The following is an 18,768-nucleotide window of genomic DNA, read 5'->3' on the forward strand; positions in this document are numbered from 1 at the left end:
TATTTTTTCAGAGCTGATTCAAGGTGCTTTTGCTTTTCGTATGAGGAGGAGATTAAATGGACTTTCGCTTTGATATTATTATTGAATATGCTCCGTTTTTACTTAAAGGGACATTATTAACGATAGGTTTATCTCTTGCAGGGATTATTATAGGCATGGTTCTTGGACTTGGGATTGGTCTTGGTAAAATGCTGAATAACAAATTGCTAGCGCTTCCTTTTAAATGGTACATTATTTTCTTTCGAGGAACACCATTATTTGTTCAAATTTTAATTGTCCACTTTGGTGTGGTGCCATTATTTACTGGTGAAACAAATGGAATAGCTGCAGGGATTATCGCGCTTTCATTAAACGCAGCAGCTTATATTGCTGAAATTTTTAGAGGTGGAATTCAATCGATTGATCGAGGGCAGATGGAAGCAGCGCGTTCACTGGGGATGAATCATGTTCAAGCAATGACACATGTTATCTTACCTCAAGCGATTAAACGTATGATTCCTCCATTTGGGAATGAGTTTATCGTTCTAATAAAAGACTCATCTTTGATATCTGTTGTTGCGGCACCAGAAATCATGTATTGGGGACGAGCAATGTCAAGTCAATATTACCGTGTATGGGAGCCATATATTACGGTTGCACTGATCTATTTAGTACTAACTCTATCACTAAGCTTCCTGCTTAATTTACTTGAAAGAAGGCTGAAGACTGAATGATAACCGTAAAACAATTGAAAAAGTCATTTGGAGCAAATGAAGTCCTAAAGGATATCAATGTAGAAATTAAACCTCAAGAGGTTGTTGTTGTTATTGGACCCTCTGGATCTGGAAAATCAACGTTTTTACGTTGTCTTAATTTACTTGAATCGATTACAGGTGGTCAAGTTATCATCAATGGAATCGACCTTACGGATAAACAAACAAATATAAATAAGATTCGTGAGGATGTTGGAATGGTCTTTCAACAATTTAATCTATTTCCACATAAGACTGTTCTTGAAAATATTATTTTAGCCCCGATTAAAGTGAAGAAACTGAATGCAGAGCAAGCGAAGGAAAAGGGCTTATCACTGCTTCGTAAGGTAGGATTAGAGGAAAAGGCCTATGCCTATCCTAATTCATTATCAGGCGGACAAAAACAACGGGTAGCCATCGCGAGAGCTTTGGCAATGGAACCAAAAATCATGTTATTTGATGAGCCAACATCAGCTTTAGACCCAGAAATGGTCGGTGAGGTATTAGAGGTTATGAAGCAGCTTGCTAGAGAGGGAATGACAATGGTGGTCGTCACGCATGAAATGGGTTTTGCAAAAGAAGTGGGGGATCGTGTTATTTTTATGGATGGTGGTTATATTGTAGAGGAAAATCAACCACAACAGTTATTTGATCAACCGCAACAAGAAAGAACAAAAGCCTTTTTGAGTAAGGTTTTATAAAAAGATAAGAAAGTATAAAATTTTGTACTTAGTTTTGGTGTCTAGCTCCAGCGCCTAGCCCCTCGAGGTCATAAGTCAATTTGGAATTGAAGGCAAAGAACACCTTCTATTCCAAATCGCCTTATTTGCCTGAGGCTGAACAAGGCGCTTGCGCTTTTCTAATTCGAATTTTTACTTATTATTATAAGGAGATAGCACATACTTAAAAGAGGAAAAAGGAGACTATAGTGGTTAGTCTCCAATTTGTTCTAATATCAGAATTTATAACTTCTCTTACTCAGTTTTGGTGTCTAGCTCCAGCGCCTAGCCCCTCGGGGTCATAAGCCAATCAGGAATTGAAGACAAAGAACGTCTTCTATTCCTGAGCGTTTTATGCCTGCCTTAGTCTGATCAAGGCGCTTGCGCTTTTCTAATGTCCTTTATAAAAATACAAATGTGTTTCTCTGGAAGAAAACCCTTGATTATTTAGTGAAAACAAGAGATAATAAAAACTAAAATTTGACTGAAAATTTTAAATAGTAGGAGTTGTGGAAATGAAGGTCGTAAAGTTTGGGGGTTCTTCTTTAGCATCTGGAGAACAACTTAAAAAGGTTTTACAAATCGTTGTATCAGACCCGGAAAGAAAGGTAGTCGTTGTCTCTGCTCCAGGGAAACGTTATTCAGATGATATTAAAGTAACAGATTTATTAATAGAATGTGCGGGGAAGCACTTAGCAAATGAAGAGGCTGGGGAAGTTTTTGAAGTCATCATTGATAGATATGCAAGTATTGCTAAGGAATTAGGGATTTCTTTAGAAGTTGTTGAGACGATTTCAAGTGATTTAAAGAATTTACTTAATGGTGATAAAAGCAAACCAGAAAGCTATTTAGATGCAGTAAAGGCAAGTGGTGAGGATAATAACGCAAAGCTCATTGCTGCTTATTTTCAGCATAGCGGTGTAGACGCACAGTATGTTAGTCCAAAGGAAGCTGGTTTGTTAGTATCTGATGAACCAGGTAACGCACAAGTCTTACCTGAATCATATGAGAAATTATATAAGCTACGTGACCGATCAGGAATTATCGTCTTTCCAGGGTTTTTTGGCTACAGTAAAAGTGGAGAAGTTTTAACTTTCTCACGGAGCGGATCTGATATTACGGGTTCAATTCTTGCTAATGGAATTAAAGCTGATTTATATGAAAACTTTACAGATGTAGACGCTGTTTACTCAGTAAATCCTACGATTGTGCAGAATCCAAAGGAAATCCGTGAACTAACGTATCGCGAAATGCGTGAGCTTTCCTACGCTGGTTTTTCAGTTTTTCATGATGAAGCCCTAATACCAGCATTCCGTGCCGGAATCCCAGTGAATGTAAAAAATACAAATAACCCATCTGCTCCAGGAACACTAATTGTAAATGAACGCGCAAATTCGAACGGTCCTGTCATTGGAATTGCTAGTGACGAAGGCTTTTGCAGTATTTATGTAAGCAAATACTTAATGAATAGAGAAATCGGCTTTGGTCGAAAACTCCTACAAATTTTAGAGGATAATGGTTTGACGTATGAGCATGTACCTTCTGGAATTGATGACATAACTGTTATTTTAAGACAAAATCAAATGGATAACAGGATTGAAGAATCAATAATTGAACGGATTATGACAGAATTACAAGCAGATGAAGTCATTATTGAGCATAACTTAGCACTTATTATGGTCGTTGGAGAAGGAATGCGCCATAATGTAGGTACAACAGCTCGAGCTTCCAAAGCACTTGCAGATGCAGGCGTAAACATAGAAATGATCAACCAAGGCTCTTCAGAGGTAAGTATGATGTTTGGAGTTAAAGAGCCTCAGGAAAAACGTGCTGTACAAGCACTTTATAATGAGTTTTTTGTAGCTGTTCCAGTGTAAAAAGACTAAAATGATATAAAGTTGAAGTTAAGACGCTTGGTTTTGTTACCCTGCGTCTTTATTTTCATGAATACGATTGTTGCTGGTGGTTTTCTGATTGGGGATCAACAACCTATTAACAGTACAAGACTTGTTTATTGACGGGATGTCACTTGTTGAGGCTGAATGGGGGTAGTGCAACTTCATTGCTGAAAAATGGGATTAATAAAGGAGAGGTGAATGGTAATGGCAAAGTTATTTTCGATTGGAGAAGTGCTAATAGATTTTATTCCGGCACAAAAAGGTAAGGCGTTAAAAGATGTGGTTTCGTTTGAACGAGCACCAGGTGGGGCACCTGCAAATGTTGCAGCAGCAGTAGCAAAGGCTGGAGGAAAAGCTTCAATGATTACAAAGCTTGGTGTCGATGGCTTTGGTGATTTTTTAGTAGAGACATTAAACAATGTTGGCGTAAACACTGAACATGTACTCAGAACAAACGAAGCAAACACTGCATTAGCTTTTGTTTCATTGAAAGAGGACGGGGAAAGGGACTTTTCCTTTTATCGAAAGCCTTCTGCAGACTTACTCTTAAATGAGGATGAGATTGACTCGAACTGGTTTGATGCTGGAGATATTCTTCACTTTTGTTCGGTTGATTTAGTAGAAAGCCCTATGAAGCAAGCTCACATAAAGGCTATTCGTTCCGCCAAAGAAAAAGGTGCAATCATTAGCTTTGATCCAAATGTCCGGTTACCATTATGGGAGGATCCAGAAGATTGTCGTAAAACGATTCTTCAGTTTATCCCTGAGGCACATATTATAAAAATTTCAGATGAAGAGTTAGCGTTTATTACGGGATTGAATGATGAAACAGAAGCCATTCAATCATTATTTGTGGGAGATGTAAAAGGAGTTATTTTTACTAGAGGCTCTGAAGGTGCAGATCTTTATGTCAATGGAGAACGCTATTGTTCATCTGGCTATCGTGTTTCTGTACAAGATACAACAGGAGCAGGTGATGCATTTATCGGAGGTTTTTTATATAAATTATTAGAGAAAAATGCAACTGTGTCTCGATTAAGTACAATCTTACAGGAAGAAAATCAGGATATTCTTTCCTATGCTAATGCAAGTGGTGCTTTAACGACAACTGGTAAGGGAGCCATCTCTGCTTTGCCAACAAAGGAAGAAATTTTTCAATTAATTAAAAGTAACTCATAAATTTAAGTTTCGTGTTTTTTTAAAAGGGTATTAATAAGATGAGATTTAAAATGTTAGGTTTGGATTAACATTCTTAAATGCCCTAATTGATAGCTTCCATTAACAAAACTGACATTTGTTTTCAATAGTAGAATGTGATAGAATAATGTCGATTAATGTCTAGCAGTCATTAATTTTTGCTAATCAATCTATTTATACAATAATAGGACATTCAATATCTATGTAACTATAAAAATCAAATAATACATTGGTAAATGGAAGAATTAAAATAAGTCTATCCGTGGCCTAACTTCATCTTTTGAGGTTAGGCCATTTTTGCTTTCTTAGGAAGCTATCTAAAGGCTAAAATGCACTTAGAATTGTGTCCTGTATTCTGGTTGATAGGATTGGGGGAATTGGATATATGATAAAAACAAGGAACAATCATGAGGATATCACATATTTAAACAGTTATATTAGTAAGGTTTTAAAAAGAAATTTCGGTAAGGGACCAGCAACCTGCTTTACATCACTCACAAACGATAAAATGTTTATTTATATGAAGCATTTTATTACACCAGCTGAAGAGGTTTTATTTAAAAAGAATGAACTTCACTTAGCTTATAAAACACGTTCAGTAGTTTTCGAATCAATTTTTGACGAGATAAAGGATGAAATAAAGAAAGTATTGGGGATTGTTTTTACTTCAATACAGCATGATTGGGATTTTTATAATAATACTGGAATCTTGTTATTAGAAAAGGATTCGACACTTAATTTAAACAAATTTACTCTAAAATGTGATCAAATGTATAGTGAAATTCAAAAAATATGTTCAGAGGTACATAAGCTGCCAGATCAAATAAATATTGTGAATGCCACACCTTCAATCTATTATATAGAATACTCCGGTTTTAAGTCGCGAATTGAACATGTCCTCTATACGAAAGGGTACGTTGATTTACTGATTGATTGGAGTAATGAGGTTAAAAAGACTTATAGAAAAAACAAACGCTTGTTTGAAACATGTTTAAATGCTTCTATTGAAGATATCTTTACCATAATGGACTATGAACATGATCGCGGTACAATCATTTTTTATGTGAAATGACAAATGCTATATCATCAAGACTAGTAATGATAGTTCAAAGGTGATTGTTTTTGGATGAAAAAATTTTCTTTAAAAACATTATAAAAAAACTAAGTTATAGAAACACTTACTATAAAAAGGGAAACGGCATAAATTGACGTAAAATAGGGACATATATCACTTTACTGTAAATAAGTTCCTGTGATACCATAAACAAGGTTAATGTTTTATAGGCATTAATTATTTTCAGTTCCCGTATTTGAAAGAAGTGTTTCTATGCAAATTCAGGACCAATTAAGTTATATTAGCGGGTACACGAGCAAATTGCTAAGGCAAAAGTTCGGAAGAGGACCTCAATCGTGTCAGGCTACAGTAAACCAAAATCATTTAGTGATCTATATCCGTGGATTTCTGTCGCCGATGGAAGAAGTTTTATTAAGCCAAGGTAAAAATGATATGATAGATCTAATTAGAATTGCTATTATTAAGTCTGTATTAGAAGAATTAAAGGGTGTCATTCAAGTAACGATTCAATCAGAAGTTTGCGATTTCTACCACGATTGGAATATCCCGAATAATTCAGGGATCTTAATGTTCGTCTTAAATAATCCAATAAATCAAGAAAATGAACACATCCAGCTAGACACTAATGTGTTTGAAGCCGAGATTTCTAGACTCAGTGCCCTTGTTCAAAAGATACCTGATCGAATCATTCTTTATCCTATATCTAGACAGATTCTACTAGTAGAGAGAAAAGGAATCTTAGTTCCAATCGAAAAGGCTCTCATTGCGAAAGGATTTGATGAAGAACTTAGATTGGCAAAGGATGAACTTGAAAAGAAGTATTTTCATCGTGAGGGTAGATTTGATGAAATGTTTAAACAAAGTGTTGTTGATATTTTTATTGATTGGAATCTTAAAGAAGATAAATCCTTAATGGGCTTTATTATACATAATAGGTAAATAATGTGAATAAGTCATTTTTTAAATGATGAAAGTCACATATGGCCTAGCCTCTGACATTAATCAGAGGTTAGGCCTTTTTTATTAAAAATAATTAATCGTCTAGAGAGGAGGACCAAGCCTTCGATCCCATCTCGAAGCAAGCAAAGATCGCATATTTTATATAGTAAGTCATGTTCTTAATTAGACGAACCTAGGAGGTACTTTATGCTATTAGGAAAATTGCTTCAGGATCAAAATAAGTTTCTGATTTTTTCAACTTGCTTGACTGGATTGATAGGTATAGTAGGTTTATTACTTCAAATCCGAATTTCTATTGCAATCTTGATTGTCATTATCATGGTTATACAATTGGTTCTTATTCTTGATATAAATAGACAAAGGTCTAAGACCGCACAGAAAGTGATCATAGATGATATCCCATTGCCTGTCATAATAACAGACAATGAGAAACTTCTAGATTTAAATACAGCTACAGTATTAATGATTGGTGCAAAAAATAAAAATGAATTAATTGGAAGAGCTGTTAATGAGTTTATAACGTTTCGAGAAAGAGGGCATAAATCTTTACATGTCCAAGATTTTCAACATGCTCAGTTAAGTATAAAAGGGAAAATAAATTGCATGAATGGCAGAGTACTCGATATAGAACTCCTTAGCGGTGACCGCACTAATGAACTGGATGGAAGAATATGCTATGTAATAAAGGATATTAGTGAATATATTGAAAGTGAGAAGAAGCTCCAGCATTCTGAACAGCTTTCAGTTCTTGGGGAGCTTGCTGCAGGTATTGCTCACGAAATTCGAAATCCCTTAACAAGCTTAAAAGGTTTTTTACAGCTTTCTATAGGTACAAAGGAAAATAGAGAGATATACAATAATATCATGCTGTCAGAAATTAATCGAATTAATTTAATTGTAGGAGAATTGCTGCTTTTGTCCAAGCCTAAGGAGATGGTTTTTCAACCCAGTCATCTTTTATCGTTAATAAAGACTGTCGTAACAATTGTTAATACACAGGCAATCTTATACAACATTGAGATCATAACTGAGATCGATGATGAAGTGCAACAGTTAAATATTAGCTGTGAAGAGAATAAATTAAAGCAAGTGTTTATTAATATTTTGAAAAATGGAATTGAAGCAATGCAAATAGAAGGAAAAATGTACATAAAGGTTAAGAGGTTAAATAATGATGTTCACATCTCTTTTATTGACGAAGGGAACGGGATTCCAGAGGAAGAACTTGAGCGATTGGGTAAACGATTTTATTCAACGAAGGAAAATGGAACAGGGTTGGGGCTTATGATTAGTTTCAATATTATCGAAAATCACAAAGGTAAGATGAGTATTTCAAGTGAAGTTGGGAAAGGAACCGTAATTGATATTGTTTTACCAGTTTAAACAAAATGATAGAGGCTGATGATCATAGTTAAAGGGTTCTGTTTTCGGGTGCTGGTATATTGAAAAAGTTGTTTTCCTTCTTCAATTAACTGGTGCAAGAGCTGGAGAATAAAGTGCGGTAAACATGCAAATCCTTAATTAATGAAAGGTATGAACATTATTTGCGATAGAAAAGAAGGTCGCTTGTTCAACCAACGCGGTGCTTTAGTTGATTAAAGATCCAGAAAACTAAATTAAAGAAAACTCGCTAATACAGCGGCGAGTTTTGCTTTTTTATATACCCTTAGCTATGTCAAAACGACTGTCGTTTCGATTTGAAATTTCATAAAAGCACCTCAAATCGGAAACCTTTATTGTCATAGTGAGTCAGCCTTTTTTTGAAGTTATCTTTTGTTTTCAGAAGAATTTTTTAATGATCTGCCTTTAAAAGTATTCTGCCTACTTAATAGCATTTTTGAGGAACGAATACTTTTAGCTGGTAAATTGTTATTAGGTGCAGCTTGTTCATTCCAATCTGACATTCATCATCACCTCACTTTATTCTTCCACTTTTTTACCGCTCATTAGCTTTTCGAATGGAGCCATAGTTGGATTCGGTTTAAATTGATGATCAAACGGGTTCTTTTCTTGAGTAAACTCTGGATCAGCATCAAGTTTTATTCCAATCTGCGAACCAGCAGTAGATAAAGGATCATTAATGATTGATTCCTTTTCACCATCAGGATGAGGTGTTACCTCAGAATGTAGGTTTCTTCTATCCATGATTTCATCTCCTTTTAACTGGATACTCTTAAGATAACGTATATGGTCAAAAACTATTCCTAGGTAAAAAATTGCAAACTTGTTTTTTATCGTTTTAAAAAAATTATAAAATTCTTGAACTGTGGATAAACGCACGACATCCAGCTCCAGCGCCTAGCCCCTCTAGGGTCTAGCTAATTTAGAATTGAAGGCAAAGAACGCCTTCTATTCTAAATCATCTTATTTGCCTGAGGCTGTTCAAGGCGCTTGCGCTTTTGTTCCTAAACAACAAAAGGATAGATAAGCCAGATGTAATCTGGTTTATCTATCCTTTCGTTACATATACTCTTTATTTGAACATCTGTGAATTTAATCTAAGATAATAATTTTTACTGTTTTACGTCCCCATTGCTTTGCGCGTGCGCTTGAAGGCATTAATACATCGATTTTATGGCCAATAATTGCACCACCAGTATCACCAGCAATAGCAGTGCCATAACCTTCTACCCAAACTTTTGATCCAAGTGGAATTACACCAGGGTCAACAGCAATAAGCTTCATGTTAGGATTCTTTTTAATATTATAACCTAAATAGGTTAGATCGCTTTTGGTATCCTCGTGGCTATAGGCTGTTGCAGTAACGTACATTTCTTTATTATTTGTCTTAGGTGTTTCACTTTTGTTAGAAGTAGAAGTTGATTTATTTTTAGTTGAAGGAGGAGGTGCAACAGCTACTTCTACAGCAGCAGCTTCTTCTTTCGCTTTTTTAGCTTTAGCAAGCTCAATTGCTCTTGCTTTTGCAGCAGCTTCCTCTTTTTCAATCTGAGATTGAATCGTTTTTATTTGTGATTGGATATTATTTTTTTTCTGTTCGGCAAGACTAATTTCAGATGCTAGCTTTGTATATTTATCCTGCATCGCAACTAGTGCTTGATTTCTTTTCACACGATTTTCTTCAAGGTTTGCCTTTTGGGTTTCAAGGTCTGCTTGCTGACTAATAAGGAGTTGTTCTTGTTTATCGATTTCTTGTTTATCTTCCTCAATTTGCTTTAAGTCAGCTTCTTGTTCAGCTAATATTTTTTTATCGGCATTTAATAGTGTAGTAACTGCGCCAATACGTTCAAAGAAATTTCCGATATTTTCAGAGTTGATAAGTGTTTCAATCACAATTGTTGTATGGTCGTGGTGTTGGAGAGCGACTAGTCGCTTTTCCATAATTCCTTCACGCGCATACACCTTGTCCTGTAAGAGCACAATCTCTTCTTTTTTTTGTTGGATGATTTGTTGAATTTCATTAATTTTACCTTCAACTTGTATTAAGCTTTGTTGATTTTGTGAAATTTCACTTTCTAAAGCTTGTACATTTTCTTGAATGCTTTTAACTTCTTCATGAACAGCTTGCTGTTCTTTTTCCTTTTGAAGAATGGTTTGTTGATTCTGCTCTAGCTGTTCTTCAGCACTATGTAAAGTGTCTTTAGTAGATTCTGCGTTTGCCACATAAGAAATAGGTAAAGATAATAGAAGGATACCAAGTGTGGCAAGCGTTCGCTTTAAAGCTCGCATAAAGCAACCCCTTTCTCGTCTTACTAGTTATAACATAGAAAGGGGGTTGTGTAGGTTACAAATAGATTAAATTTTCCGGAAATTTTTTCCTATTATTCTATTATTTCTCTTGTTGCCACTCGTATAATTTTCTATCTGTTGGTAATAAAAATGCAAGAATTCCAATTAAAGGTAATAGCGCGACACCAATCATAGTAGGTGTTAAGCCGATAAAATCAATCATAGCTCCTAACGCAACCGAGCCAATTGCTCCCATACCAAAGGCTAGCCCTACTGTTAGACCTGACATTGTACCAATCTTTCCAGGAACAAGTTCTTGAGCGTAAACAACTGTTACCGAAAAGCTTGACATTAAAATTAATCCAATTAGTGCTAAGACAATAAGAGATATAGTAGAACCGACAAATGGTAATAATAAAGTGAGTGGTGCTGTTGCAAGTAAGGAAACAATAATAACGTTTCGTTTCCCGAATTTATCAGCTAAAGGTCCACCAAAAAATGTACCGACGGCACCCATTAATAAAAAGCAAAAAATATAAACTTGTGATCCGGCAATTGTTAAGTCATATTTTTCGATTGCATAAAATGTATAAAAGTTTGAAATAGCACTTACATACCAAGAACGAGCAAAAATAAGAAAAATAATGATTAATAGTGCATTCCTAATCGCTTTAGAAAATGATTGATTTTTCATTTGGGCTTTTGGCTTTGATTTAGTAGTAGGTTTTATATAATTTAATTTGCTAGAATACCAGTTTGCGATATAAATCAAAAATGCAACTGCAAGTGCTGCTACAATCGTAAACCAGATCGCACCAAATTGACCAAGTGGTACAAGAATTAATGCCGTAATAATCGGGGCAAGTGCCTGACCACTGTTACCGCCAACCTGGTAAATGGATTGTGCCAAGCCGCGTCGTTTGCCTGCAGCCATATAGGCCACTCGCGAACCCTCTGGGTGAAAAACCGCTGACCCTAAACCAATAAATACAACGGAAAGCAGGATTGTTAAAAAGGATGGTGCAAATGCCAATCCTAAAACACCGAGCATACTGCATGTTAATCCAATCGGAAGAGCGTATGGCATTGGACGTTTATCAGTATACAGTCCTACAACTGGTTGCATGACAGAGGATACCATATTTAGCGCAAATCCGATCAGACCAAGCTGGGTAAAGGTAAGGCCCATTGATTTTTCTAAAATTGGAAACATTGCAGGAATAACCGATTGGATGCTATCGTTTAAAAGATGACAGAGGCCAATAATGAATAATATATTATAGACAGTTCCTGTATCTTTTTGATAGGGTGCAGGTTGCTTTGGAATAGAAGCAGTTGACATAGTATATTCTTCTCCCTCGTAGTAAATAGTTGTTTCGATCCTCGAAATACTCTAATAGTCATATTATTGTCATTAGCAGGAAAAAATTCAAGTGAATTATGAGAATATTAGATTAAAAGGGGAAATTAATGTTTATAGATCGATCTCTTTTTGTTTTTAAGGGAGAAAAGAGCTTGTAAATCTGTCTTTTTTAACAGGTCTACAAGCTCTATCTAAGGTTAAATAGTGATTAGGGAGGGGGCATTATTTTTCTGGTTAAGGTTAACATAGACCGTATCACCAATATAAAAAGGTTTATTTTGAGAATCTTCATGAATGGCGATGAGGTCAGAACCAATATTTACAGTATAATGGATTTCCTTACCCTGAAATTGTACGTTCATAATTTCTCCTTCAATTCCTTCACCTGTATAGGATAAAGAGAATTGCTCTGGCCTAATTGGACAAAGATTTTTAGCTCTTAAATCTGATGAAACTTCAATATTCATCCAGTTTGATTGGATCGAAACTGAATAAGGCTTGAATGTAACCTCATTCAACCATTTTCCATGAATAAGGTTTGCTTTGCCTACAAATTTGGCAACAAATTCAGTATTCGGTTTACGGTAAATTTCTCTAGGAGTACCTACTTGTTGAATTTGTCCATTGTTCATGACAACAATTCGATCTGCCATCGCAAGGGCTTCTTCTTGATCATGTGTCACATAAACAATTGTGGCTCCAGTCATTCTATGGAGACTTTGGATTTCTCTTCTCATTTCCATTCTTAATTCTGCATCTAAACTGCTTAAAGGCTCATCCATTAGAAGCAGGGCTGGTTTTGGAGCAATTGCTCTTGCTAATGCAACCCGCTGTTTTTGACCACCTGATAATTCATGTGGCATTCTATTTGCATAAGTTTGTAGCTCAACAATGTTTAATACCTCATCAATTCTCTTTTCAATGTTGTTTTTTAGATCGTTTGCTAAAAATTGATGGTGAAGCAAAGGGAATTTTATATGATCCTTCACGGTCATATGCGGCCATAATGCAAAGGACTGGAATACCATACCAATATTACGTTTCTCTGGAGGTGTTGAATTGTTTTTCTCACTTACATTTTGATGATCAATCATAATAATCCCATCAGTTGGTGAATCAAATCCTGCCAAAAGTTTAAGTAATGTTGTTTTTCCACATCCAGAGGGTCCGAGTATTGCGATAAATTCACCATCTTTAATCGATAAATTTATTGTTTTTAATGCTTGTGTTTTCCCGAAAAACTTAGTTATATTTTTAATCTCTGTTGCCATTATGAAACACCTTTCTTTCCCAAAGCTTTTGAATGAGGAAAATAGCTAAAAATCCTACGAGGATAAGTAATAAAATAATCGTCGAAAAGGCGGTTGAATGTGTTGTGTATCCGGCCTGTTCAAAATTAAAAATCACGAGGCCAATTGTTTCTGAACCACTAGACCATAATAGAGACGATACAGTAAGTTCAGTTAAGGCAGTCAGAAATACAAGAAATGCCCCACTTAATACACCTGGTAATATGAGTGGAATTAGAATCTTCCTCCACTTAATATAAGAAGAAGCTCCACTTGTCATTGCTGCATCTTCCATTGATACATCGATCTGTAAAAGAGATGTTACACTTCCTCTAATTTGCAGAATGAGAAATCTAGTGAAATAAGCGATATACATAATCCAAATTGACCCATATATACCAGGATTCCAGCCAGGTAAAGGTTCTAACCATGTGAAGATCATAGCTAATGCCAAAACAGTCCCAGGAAGTGCATATGGAATACTAATCATACCTTCTATCGTTTTATTGAAAAAGGAAGGCTGTCTAACACGTAAATAGGCAATAAATGTACCAATGAATAAGCCTACTAGTGTGATAATTGACGCAAGTTTTAGGCTGTTTTGAATAGCTTCTTGTGATTTGGTGCTAGAAAATAGAATAAATTCATAATGTTTAAAACTAATATTTTGTAATGAAAAGTCTAATCCGTATGCTTTTATTAATGATGTAGAAGTCATAGATAAAAGAGGGACAAGACTTGTTGAAATTAAGAAAAACCATAACCCACTTTCAATTATTACTCTTTTTTTCGTAGATAGAATGATGCGAGGTTCATGGTCTTCTCTGGATGTTTCAAATTGCTTTGAACGTCTAAGCAGCAGCCATTGAATAAGCGTTCCGATGATCGCGAAAATCCCTAAAATAACAGAAAGTGTAGCTCCTTTTGCAAAAGCTGATGGGCCGAATCCAATGATTTGTTCATAAATATAGGTGCTTAGAACACGGATATTAGCGGGAATTCCTAAAAAAGCGGGGATTCCAAAGTTATCAAGGCTTGCAAGAAAGGCTAATAACCCACCACTTGCAATCCCTGGAAGTGCTAGTGGCATCGTGACTTTTCGAAATGAAGTGAATCTCGAACCACCAGAAACTTTAGCTGCCATCTCAAGTTCTCTTGGGATTTTTCTGAGTACACTAATTGTTAGTAAATACACTAAAGGGTAATGAGAAAATCCCATTACTAGAATTATTCCTGTAAGACTATATAAATTCATAGGTTCTAAGTTGCCAGGAAGGCTATTTAGTAGTAAAGCTACTGGTCCATTGACCCCCATAAATTGCGTCCAGGCTAATGTTGTTATGTAGGATGGAATGACAAAGGGTAAAAAAATAAAAGCCTGCAATAGCTTTTTATTTTGGATATTTGTATAAGCGACCAACCAGGCTGTTAGCAAACCTAGTATAACTGAAAGAATCGTAGATCCGGTAACGATTATAAGGGTATTAAAGAGTGTTCTCCATGTCACAGGACTATGTAAAACCTCATAATAGTGTTCTAAGCTCAAGCCGCCTTCAGATGTGAAGCTTAAAAATATTAGCCTAACAATTGGGATGAAAAAGATAAGTATAACGACAATAAAACCAATTATTTTCAAAAAAGAAGGGGAATACATAAAAAGACGATTCCCCGTATTTGTTGCTGAACGAACCATTCTTGACGCCTCATTTCATTCTATTGATCACCAAACATGCTGTTGAACTCTTCTTTATCTGTTTCACGTGCTTGATATAAATCGGATAATTCTGCTTCTAAAACGTCCATTTCTTCAATCGATTTAAGTCCTTCAGGAGCATCTACCCCTTTACGAATAGGTGTATAGCCTATTTCTGCTGCTAGTTTTTGCCCTTCTTCAGAAAGTACGAAGTCTACGAATGCCTTCGCAGCAGCTTCATTACTAGTATTTTTCATAATTGCAATAGGTTCAGTAATAACCGGTACACCTTCTTTAGGGTAAATAAGATCGATTGGTGATCCTTCAGCTTTTGCACGAGCGATAATAAAGTCAACAACCATTCCATATGATTTTTCTCCAGCTGCTACAGCTTGTTGAACAGCACCGTTTCCTTCTGTTATCATTACTTCATTTTCTCTTAATTTCTCATAAAAATCCCAATTGAATTCGTCATTCCTAGTAAAAACACCTAGGTTATAAGCAGCAGCACCAGAGTATAATGGGCTAGGCATAATACTTTGTCCCTTAGCTTCTTCAGTAGTTAAAACATTCCATGAATCTGGTAAGTCTGTAACCTTTTCTGTATTTACCGCTAAAACCGTTGCCATAACTTTTGTTCCTGTATACATTCCATCTTTATCTACAAAAGTTTCTGGAATCTCACTTGTTTCTTCGGATTTATAAGATAACAATAGGTCTTCGCTTTTTAAATTCTCAAATGTTACAGCATCTGCTACTAATAGAACATCAGCTTGTACTTCACCAGCTTGATTTTCTGCTTGGATTTTACTTATTACTTCTTCAGTGCCAGAGCGGAAAATCTCTACATTTACATCAGGGAATTTTCCTTTAAAGGCATCTACAAGTTTTTGAGCATCTTCGTCAGGCTGTGAAGTATAAAAAGATAAATCTCCTTCAATTGCTGTTTGCTCGTTGTTTTCAGTTCCTTCTTCAGCCCCTGTTGGTTCTGAATCATTACTACTACAAGCTACTAAAAATAAAAAAATGATTACAAAGCTGAATGTTTTTTTGATTGTGATCATGTTTAGTTCCCTCCTAGAAATGGTGAAGTTTCAGTTTTGATCTTGAATAGTAAAAAATGGAAAGGGTATGTACATTTACTTTTGCTACTTACCTCCTGTAGTTACTAGTCTATTGATTTATTATTAAGACTAGGTAAAGGCAAGGTTCTTGTTTTGTTAAATAAATGTAAATATAATCATAATTTGCAAAGGTATTAGTTGAGAGGGTTTGAAAATACTAAAAAAAGACTGTCTTTATTAGTAAATACCAATAAAAGACAGTCTATCGGAAGTTGATATTTTCGATTAATCATCTGAGCAACCAAATTACATATTAATGAATGAAAGCAGCCAACCACCAACAGCACCAGATGCTACAATTACCCAAGGTGGAAGCTTCCAAAAAACAAGCATGCTGAACAAAATTGCAGCAAAAGCAAAATCGATTGGATCTAAAATTGAGCTTGTCCATATAGGGTGATAAAATGCTGCAATTAAGATCCCTACAACTGCTGCATTTACGCCCATTAATGCTCCCTTCATTGCAGGGTTCTTACTTAAAATTGTCCAAAAAGGTAATGTACCTAAAATAAGCAGAAATGCTGGTAAGAATATTGCTAGTGTAGCTAATAATCCGCCTTGCCAGCCATTTATAACTGCGCCAATATACGCAGCAAATGTAAATAATGGACCAGGGACTGCTTGGGTAGCACCATAGCCAGTCAGAAAGGCTTCCTCGCTTAACCACCCAGTTGGAACAAATTCTCTCTCAAGCAAAGGTAAAACAACATGTCCTCCACCGAATACTAATGCACCAGAACGATAAAAGCTATCAAACATTGCGATCCAACTAACTGAAGTCATTTCACTTAAGATAGGTAGTAGAATCAATAATCCAAAAAATAAGATTAAGCAGATTATTGCAAAGCGACGAGAAACTGGAAAACTTATGGTCGATTCTTCTTCACTTTTATGATGTTTATAAAGGGAAAATCCGATAATTGCAGCTATTAAAATAACTGCTACTTGAATATAGGCTGTTTGCCAAAGCAGCGTTGCCACTAGTGCAAATAAAGCAATTGCTTTTCTTTTTAAGTCTGGAGTCAATTTTTGGGACATACCTAAAATAGCATGGGCAACAACTGCGACTGCAACCAGCTTTAGTCCGTGTAGCCAACCAGCATCACTAATATTAAACCCTTGTAAAACGAGTGCAAAGATAATAAGTGCAAGAACTGAAGGGAGTGTAAATCCAATAAAAGAAATGATGCCACCTAGAACTCCAGCCCGCATGACTCCGATTCCGATCCCGACCTGGCTACTTGCTGGACCAGGTAAGAATTGACATAGAGCAACTAAGTCTGCATAGCTTTTTTCATCCATCCATTTCCTTCTACGAATATATTCTTCATGAAAATACCCTAAGTGAGCAATTGGTCCACCGAACGATGTGAAGCCAAGTCTTGAAGAAACAATAAGTATTTCAAAAAGTGTTTTTAAAGTTGTATTTTTCTGGTTCATTTTTGAGCTCCTTTTACTCTTTTATTTCCTTGAATAGTTCATAGGCTTTTTTCCTAGCTTCTACTAACACTGTATTTCCTTTTGCAGTTGTGGAATAATACTTTCTAATTTTCCCCTCTACATTTTTATCTTCTCTTACTAAAAGACCATCTGACTCCATAGTGTGGAGAATAGGATAGAGAGTGCCAGCGCTTATGTTATAACCGTGTTCCTTTAATTCTTCAAGCATCCATAACCCGAAGATTGGATGTTCCCTCGCATGATGAAGGATGTGGATATGAATAAATCCGAGAAACAGCTTTCGTAATACTTTATCTTCCATTAGCTCACCTTCTTTTAATATCGAAATCCAATATCGGAAACCGATAATGTGTTTCGATTGAAATTATACCAGTTGAAAATCTATTATCATAGCAAAGAGAAGGAAATTTACAAAACTTTAATAAAGCAAGTTATAGGTTGTACTTATTTTATATATCTCAATCAAGGATAGGAATCAATCTTTTATCCAAACTAGATAAGGAAAACAAATAACTGTATAGTTAAACGTAAATCAAATGATAAAGTGACAAGGAGTAGGAACGAAATGTATATAAAGAAAGAGTACAAAGAAGGAAATCTGACATTTATAGAACTTCGCAGTGAAGAAAATTCTTCATGGTTAAAAGTGGTTCCTGAGCGAGGAGGAATCATTACGAGTCTAGGGATTCATAGTGAAGAGTTACTATTTATCAATGAGGAAACATTACATAATGTAGATAAAAACATTAGAGGTGGTATCCCGATTCTATTCCCGATTTCTGGTCAACTTACAAATGGGCAATATGAGTGGGACGGTAAAACTTATACAATGAAAAACCATGGTTTTGCTCGTGACTTGCCTTGGGAAGTTGTTGAAATAAATACTTACGAGGAAGAGGCTTTAATAAAAATAAAGCTTGAAAGTAATGATGAGACGAAAACAGTCTATCCATTCGAGTTCGAGTTGGTATTTACATACATATTACGAGAAAATGAGTTAATTATTGATCAAACTTATCTAAATAAATCTACAAAAGATATGCCGATTTATGCTGGCTTCCATCCTTATTTTAAAACTGAGAATAAACAGCTTAAGTTTGAAACTGATGCAAGTGATTATCTTGATTATAATGACATGCAGAAGAAGAGAATAGAGGGAGTTATCAGCATTGACCAAAAGGAATCATATGTATTAAAAAGTGATATCAGGTCGATTCGTTTTCCACTGGAAGAAATAGATAAATTAGTATCGATGAATTATGATGAGGAATTTCCTTATATTGTTCTCTGGTCAGAAGAAGGTCAAGGATTTGTCTGTGTCGAGCCATGGATGGCGAAAACCGATGAACTAAATAAAAAAGATGAATTAACAATGATTCACCCTGGAAAAACGATTCATACGAAGGTAAGTATATCTATATAAGATTATAAGCTGTTATCGTTTCTTGAAAAGTGGACGATTACAGCTTTAATAATTTAAAGCCAAATAACATATGGATTAAAAGCGGATGCTTTTAGAAACCAAGCATTCTGCTCGGCATTCAATTCATTTACTGGTAAACTATTAACAT

At 35.5% G+C, this 18,768-nt stretch carries 17 protein-coding genes; 8 read left to right on the top strand and 9 right to left on the bottom strand.

Annotation, left to right across the window (positions count from 1 at the left end; genetic code table 11):
- The first annotated feature begins 56 nt into the window (after nt 1-56).
- The 7 genes from HUW50_RS11525 to HUW50_RS11555 all read left to right on the top strand — a co-directional run bounded on the left by HUW50_RS11525 (nt 57) and on the right by HUW50_RS11555 (nt 7,963).
- Nucleotides 57-713: an amino acid ABC transporter permease gene (locus HUW50_RS11525; protein WP_066328057.1), complete on the top strand. Its 657-nt coding sequence runs from the start codon at nt 57-59 to the stop codon at nt 711-713.
- Nucleotides 710-1,432, top strand: coding sequence for an amino acid ABC transporter ATP-binding protein (locus tag HUW50_RS11530; protein ID WP_066328065.1), 723 nt, complete (start codon nt 710-712; stop codon nt 1,430-1,432). The genes HUW50_RS11525 and HUW50_RS11530 overlap by 4 nt, the downstream gene beginning before the upstream one ends.
- A 533-nt stretch (nt 1,433-1,965) precedes the next feature.
- The gene (locus HUW50_RS11535; RefSeq protein WP_066328067.1) at nt 1,966-3,327 is read left to right on the top strand and encodes an aspartate kinase; all 1,362 of its coding nucleotides are present in this window, start codon (nt 1,966-1,968) and stop codon (nt 3,325-3,327) included.
- A 225-nt stretch (nt 3,328-3,552) separates the two neighbouring features.
- Complete coding sequence (locus HUW50_RS11540) at nt 3,553-4,527, top strand: carbohydrate kinase family protein (RefSeq protein ID WP_066328466.1); 975 nt, start codon at nt 3,553-3,555, stop codon at nt 4,525-4,527.
- 403 nt (nt 4,528-4,930) lie between these two features.
- Nucleotides 4,931-5,617 carry a Na-translocating system protein MpsC family protein gene (locus HUW50_RS11545; RefSeq protein WP_066328073.1) on the top strand — a complete coding sequence of 229 codons (687 nt, stop codon included), beginning with the start codon at nt 4,931-4,933 and terminating at the stop codon, nt 5,615-5,617.
- Between the two features lie 255 nt (nt 5,618-5,872).
- Nucleotides 5,873-6,559, top strand: coding sequence for a Na-translocating system protein MpsC family protein (locus HUW50_RS11550; protein WP_066328075.1), 687 nt, complete (start codon nt 5,873-5,875; stop codon nt 6,557-6,559).
- A gap of 207 nt (nt 6,560-6,766) precedes the next feature.
- The gene (locus HUW50_RS11555; protein ID WP_066328082.1) at nt 6,767-7,963 is read left to right on the top strand and encodes an ATP-binding protein; all 1,197 of its coding nucleotides are present in this window, start codon (nt 6,767-6,769) and stop codon (nt 7,961-7,963) included.
- 383 nt (nt 7,964-8,346) lie between these two features.
- Here HUW50_RS11555 and HUW50_RS11560 read toward each other — a convergent pair whose 3' ends face one another.
- From HUW50_RS11560 to HUW50_RS11600, 9 genes are all read right to left on the bottom strand, one after another.
- The gene (locus tag HUW50_RS11560) at nt 8,347-8,484 is read right to left on the bottom strand and encodes a hypothetical protein (protein ID WP_157094305.1); all 138 of its coding nucleotides are present in this window, start codon (nt 8,482-8,484) and stop codon (nt 8,347-8,349) included.
- A gap of 16 nt (nt 8,485-8,500) precedes the next feature.
- Nucleotides 8,501-8,725: a hypothetical protein gene (locus HUW50_RS11565; RefSeq protein ID WP_157094306.1), complete on the bottom strand. Its 225-nt coding sequence runs from the start codon at nt 8,723-8,725 to the stop codon at nt 8,501-8,503.
- Between the two features lie 348 nt (nt 8,726-9,073).
- On the bottom strand, nt 9,074-10,267 hold the full coding sequence (locus HUW50_RS11570; RefSeq protein ID WP_066328086.1) for a 3D domain-containing protein: 1,194 nt from the start codon (nt 10,265-10,267) through the stop codon (nt 9,074-9,076).
- Between the two features lie 100 nt (nt 10,268-10,367).
- Nucleotides 10,368-11,609 carry an MFS transporter gene (locus HUW50_RS11575; protein ID WP_066328094.1) on the bottom strand — a complete coding sequence of 414 codons (1,242 nt, stop codon included), beginning with the start codon at nt 11,607-11,609 and terminating at the stop codon, nt 10,368-10,370.
- A 218-nt stretch (nt 11,610-11,827) separates the two neighbouring features.
- A complete protein-coding gene (locus tag HUW50_RS11580) occupies nt 11,828-12,901 on the bottom strand; it encodes an ABC transporter ATP-binding protein (protein ID WP_185653923.1) in 1,074 nt (357 codons plus the stop codon).
- Complete coding sequence (locus HUW50_RS11585; protein WP_066328107.1) at nt 12,885-14,612, bottom strand: ABC transporter permease; 1,728 nt, start codon at nt 14,610-14,612, stop codon at nt 12,885-12,887. The genes HUW50_RS11580 and HUW50_RS11585 overlap by 17 nt, the downstream gene beginning before the upstream one ends.
- Nucleotides 14,613-14,632: 20 nt before the next feature.
- Nucleotides 14,633-15,676: an ABC transporter substrate-binding protein gene (locus HUW50_RS11590; RefSeq protein WP_185653924.1), complete on the bottom strand. Its 1,044-nt coding sequence runs from the start codon at nt 15,674-15,676 to the stop codon at nt 14,633-14,635.
- 306 nt (nt 15,677-15,982) lie between these two features.
- Complete coding sequence (locus tag HUW50_RS11595) at nt 15,983-17,176, bottom strand: chromate transporter (RefSeq protein WP_066328113.1); 1,194 nt, start codon at nt 17,174-17,176, stop codon at nt 15,983-15,985.
- Between the two features lie 13 nt (nt 17,177-17,189).
- Nucleotides 17,190-17,498 (bottom strand): PadR family transcriptional regulator, encoded by a 309-nt coding sequence (locus HUW50_RS11600; protein ID WP_066328123.1) that lies wholly within the window; start codon nt 17,496-17,498, stop codon nt 17,190-17,192.
- Between the two features lie 264 nt (nt 17,499-17,762).
- On the opposite strand from HUW50_RS11600, the gene HUW50_RS11605 reads away from it, so the two are divergent.
- The gene (locus HUW50_RS11605; RefSeq protein WP_066328127.1) at nt 17,763-18,620 is read left to right on the top strand and encodes an aldose epimerase family protein; all 858 of its coding nucleotides are present in this window, start codon (nt 17,763-17,765) and stop codon (nt 18,618-18,620) included.
- The last annotated feature ends 148 nt before the right edge of the window (nt 18,621-18,768 follow it).

This window comes from Metabacillus sp. KUDC1714, assembly GCF_014217835.1.
Taxonomy (GTDB): Bacteria; Bacillota; Bacilli; order Bacillales; family Bacillaceae; genus Metabacillus; species Metabacillus rhizosphaerae.

Coding starts and splice junctions, on each gene's coding strand:
- HUW50_RS11525 (WP_066328057.1), top strand. CDS start 57: ATGGACTTTCGCTTTGATATTATTATTGAATATGCTCCGTTTTTACTT.
- HUW50_RS11530 (WP_066328065.1), top strand. CDS start 710: ATGATAACCGTAAAACAATTGAAAAAGTCATTTGGAGCAAATGAAGTC.
- HUW50_RS11535 (WP_066328067.1), top strand. CDS start 1,966: ATGAAGGTCGTAAAGTTTGGGGGTTCTTCTTTAGCATCTGGAGAACAA.
- HUW50_RS11540 (WP_066328466.1), top strand. CDS start 3,553: ATGGCAAAGTTATTTTCGATTGGAGAAGTGCTAATAGATTTTATTCCG.
- HUW50_RS11545 (WP_066328073.1), top strand. CDS start 4,931: ATGATAAAAACAAGGAACAATCATGAGGATATCACATATTTAAACAGT.
- HUW50_RS11550 (WP_066328075.1), top strand. CDS start 5,873: ATGCAAATTCAGGACCAATTAAGTTATATTAGCGGGTACACGAGCAAA.
- HUW50_RS11555 (WP_066328082.1), top strand. CDS start 6,767: ATGCTATTAGGAAAATTGCTTCAGGATCAAAATAAGTTTCTGATTTTT.
- HUW50_RS11560 (WP_157094305.1), bottom strand. CDS start 8,484: ATGTCAGATTGGAATGAACAAGCTGCACCTAATAACAATTTACCAGCT.
- HUW50_RS11565 (WP_157094306.1), bottom strand. CDS start 8,725: ATGGATAGAAGAAACCTACATTCTGAGGTAACACCTCATCCTGATGGT.
- HUW50_RS11570 (WP_066328086.1), bottom strand. CDS start 10,267: ATGCGAGCTTTAAAGCGAACGCTTGCCACACTTGGTATCCTTCTATTA.
- HUW50_RS11575 (WP_066328094.1), bottom strand. CDS start 11,609: ATGTCAACTGCTTCTATTCCAAAGCAACCTGCACCCTATCAAAAAGAT.
- HUW50_RS11580 (WP_185653923.1), bottom strand. CDS start 12,901: ATGGCAACAGAGATTAAAAATATAACTAAGTTTTTCGGGAAAACACAA.
- HUW50_RS11585 (WP_066328107.1), bottom strand. CDS start 14,612: ATGGTTCGTTCAGCAACAAATACGGGGAATCGTCTTTTTATGTATTCC.
- HUW50_RS11590 (WP_185653924.1), bottom strand. CDS start 15,676: ATGATCACAATCAAAAAAACATTCAGCTTTGTAATCATTTTTTTATTT.
- HUW50_RS11595 (WP_066328113.1), bottom strand. CDS start 17,176: ATGAACCAGAAAAATACAACTTTAAAAACACTTTTTGAAATACTTATT.
- HUW50_RS11600 (WP_066328123.1), bottom strand. CDS start 17,498: ATGGAAGATAAAGTATTACGAAAGCTGTTTCTCGGATTTATTCATATC.
- HUW50_RS11605 (WP_066328127.1), top strand. CDS start 17,763: ATGTATATAAAGAAAGAGTACAAAGAAGGAAATCTGACATTTATAGAA.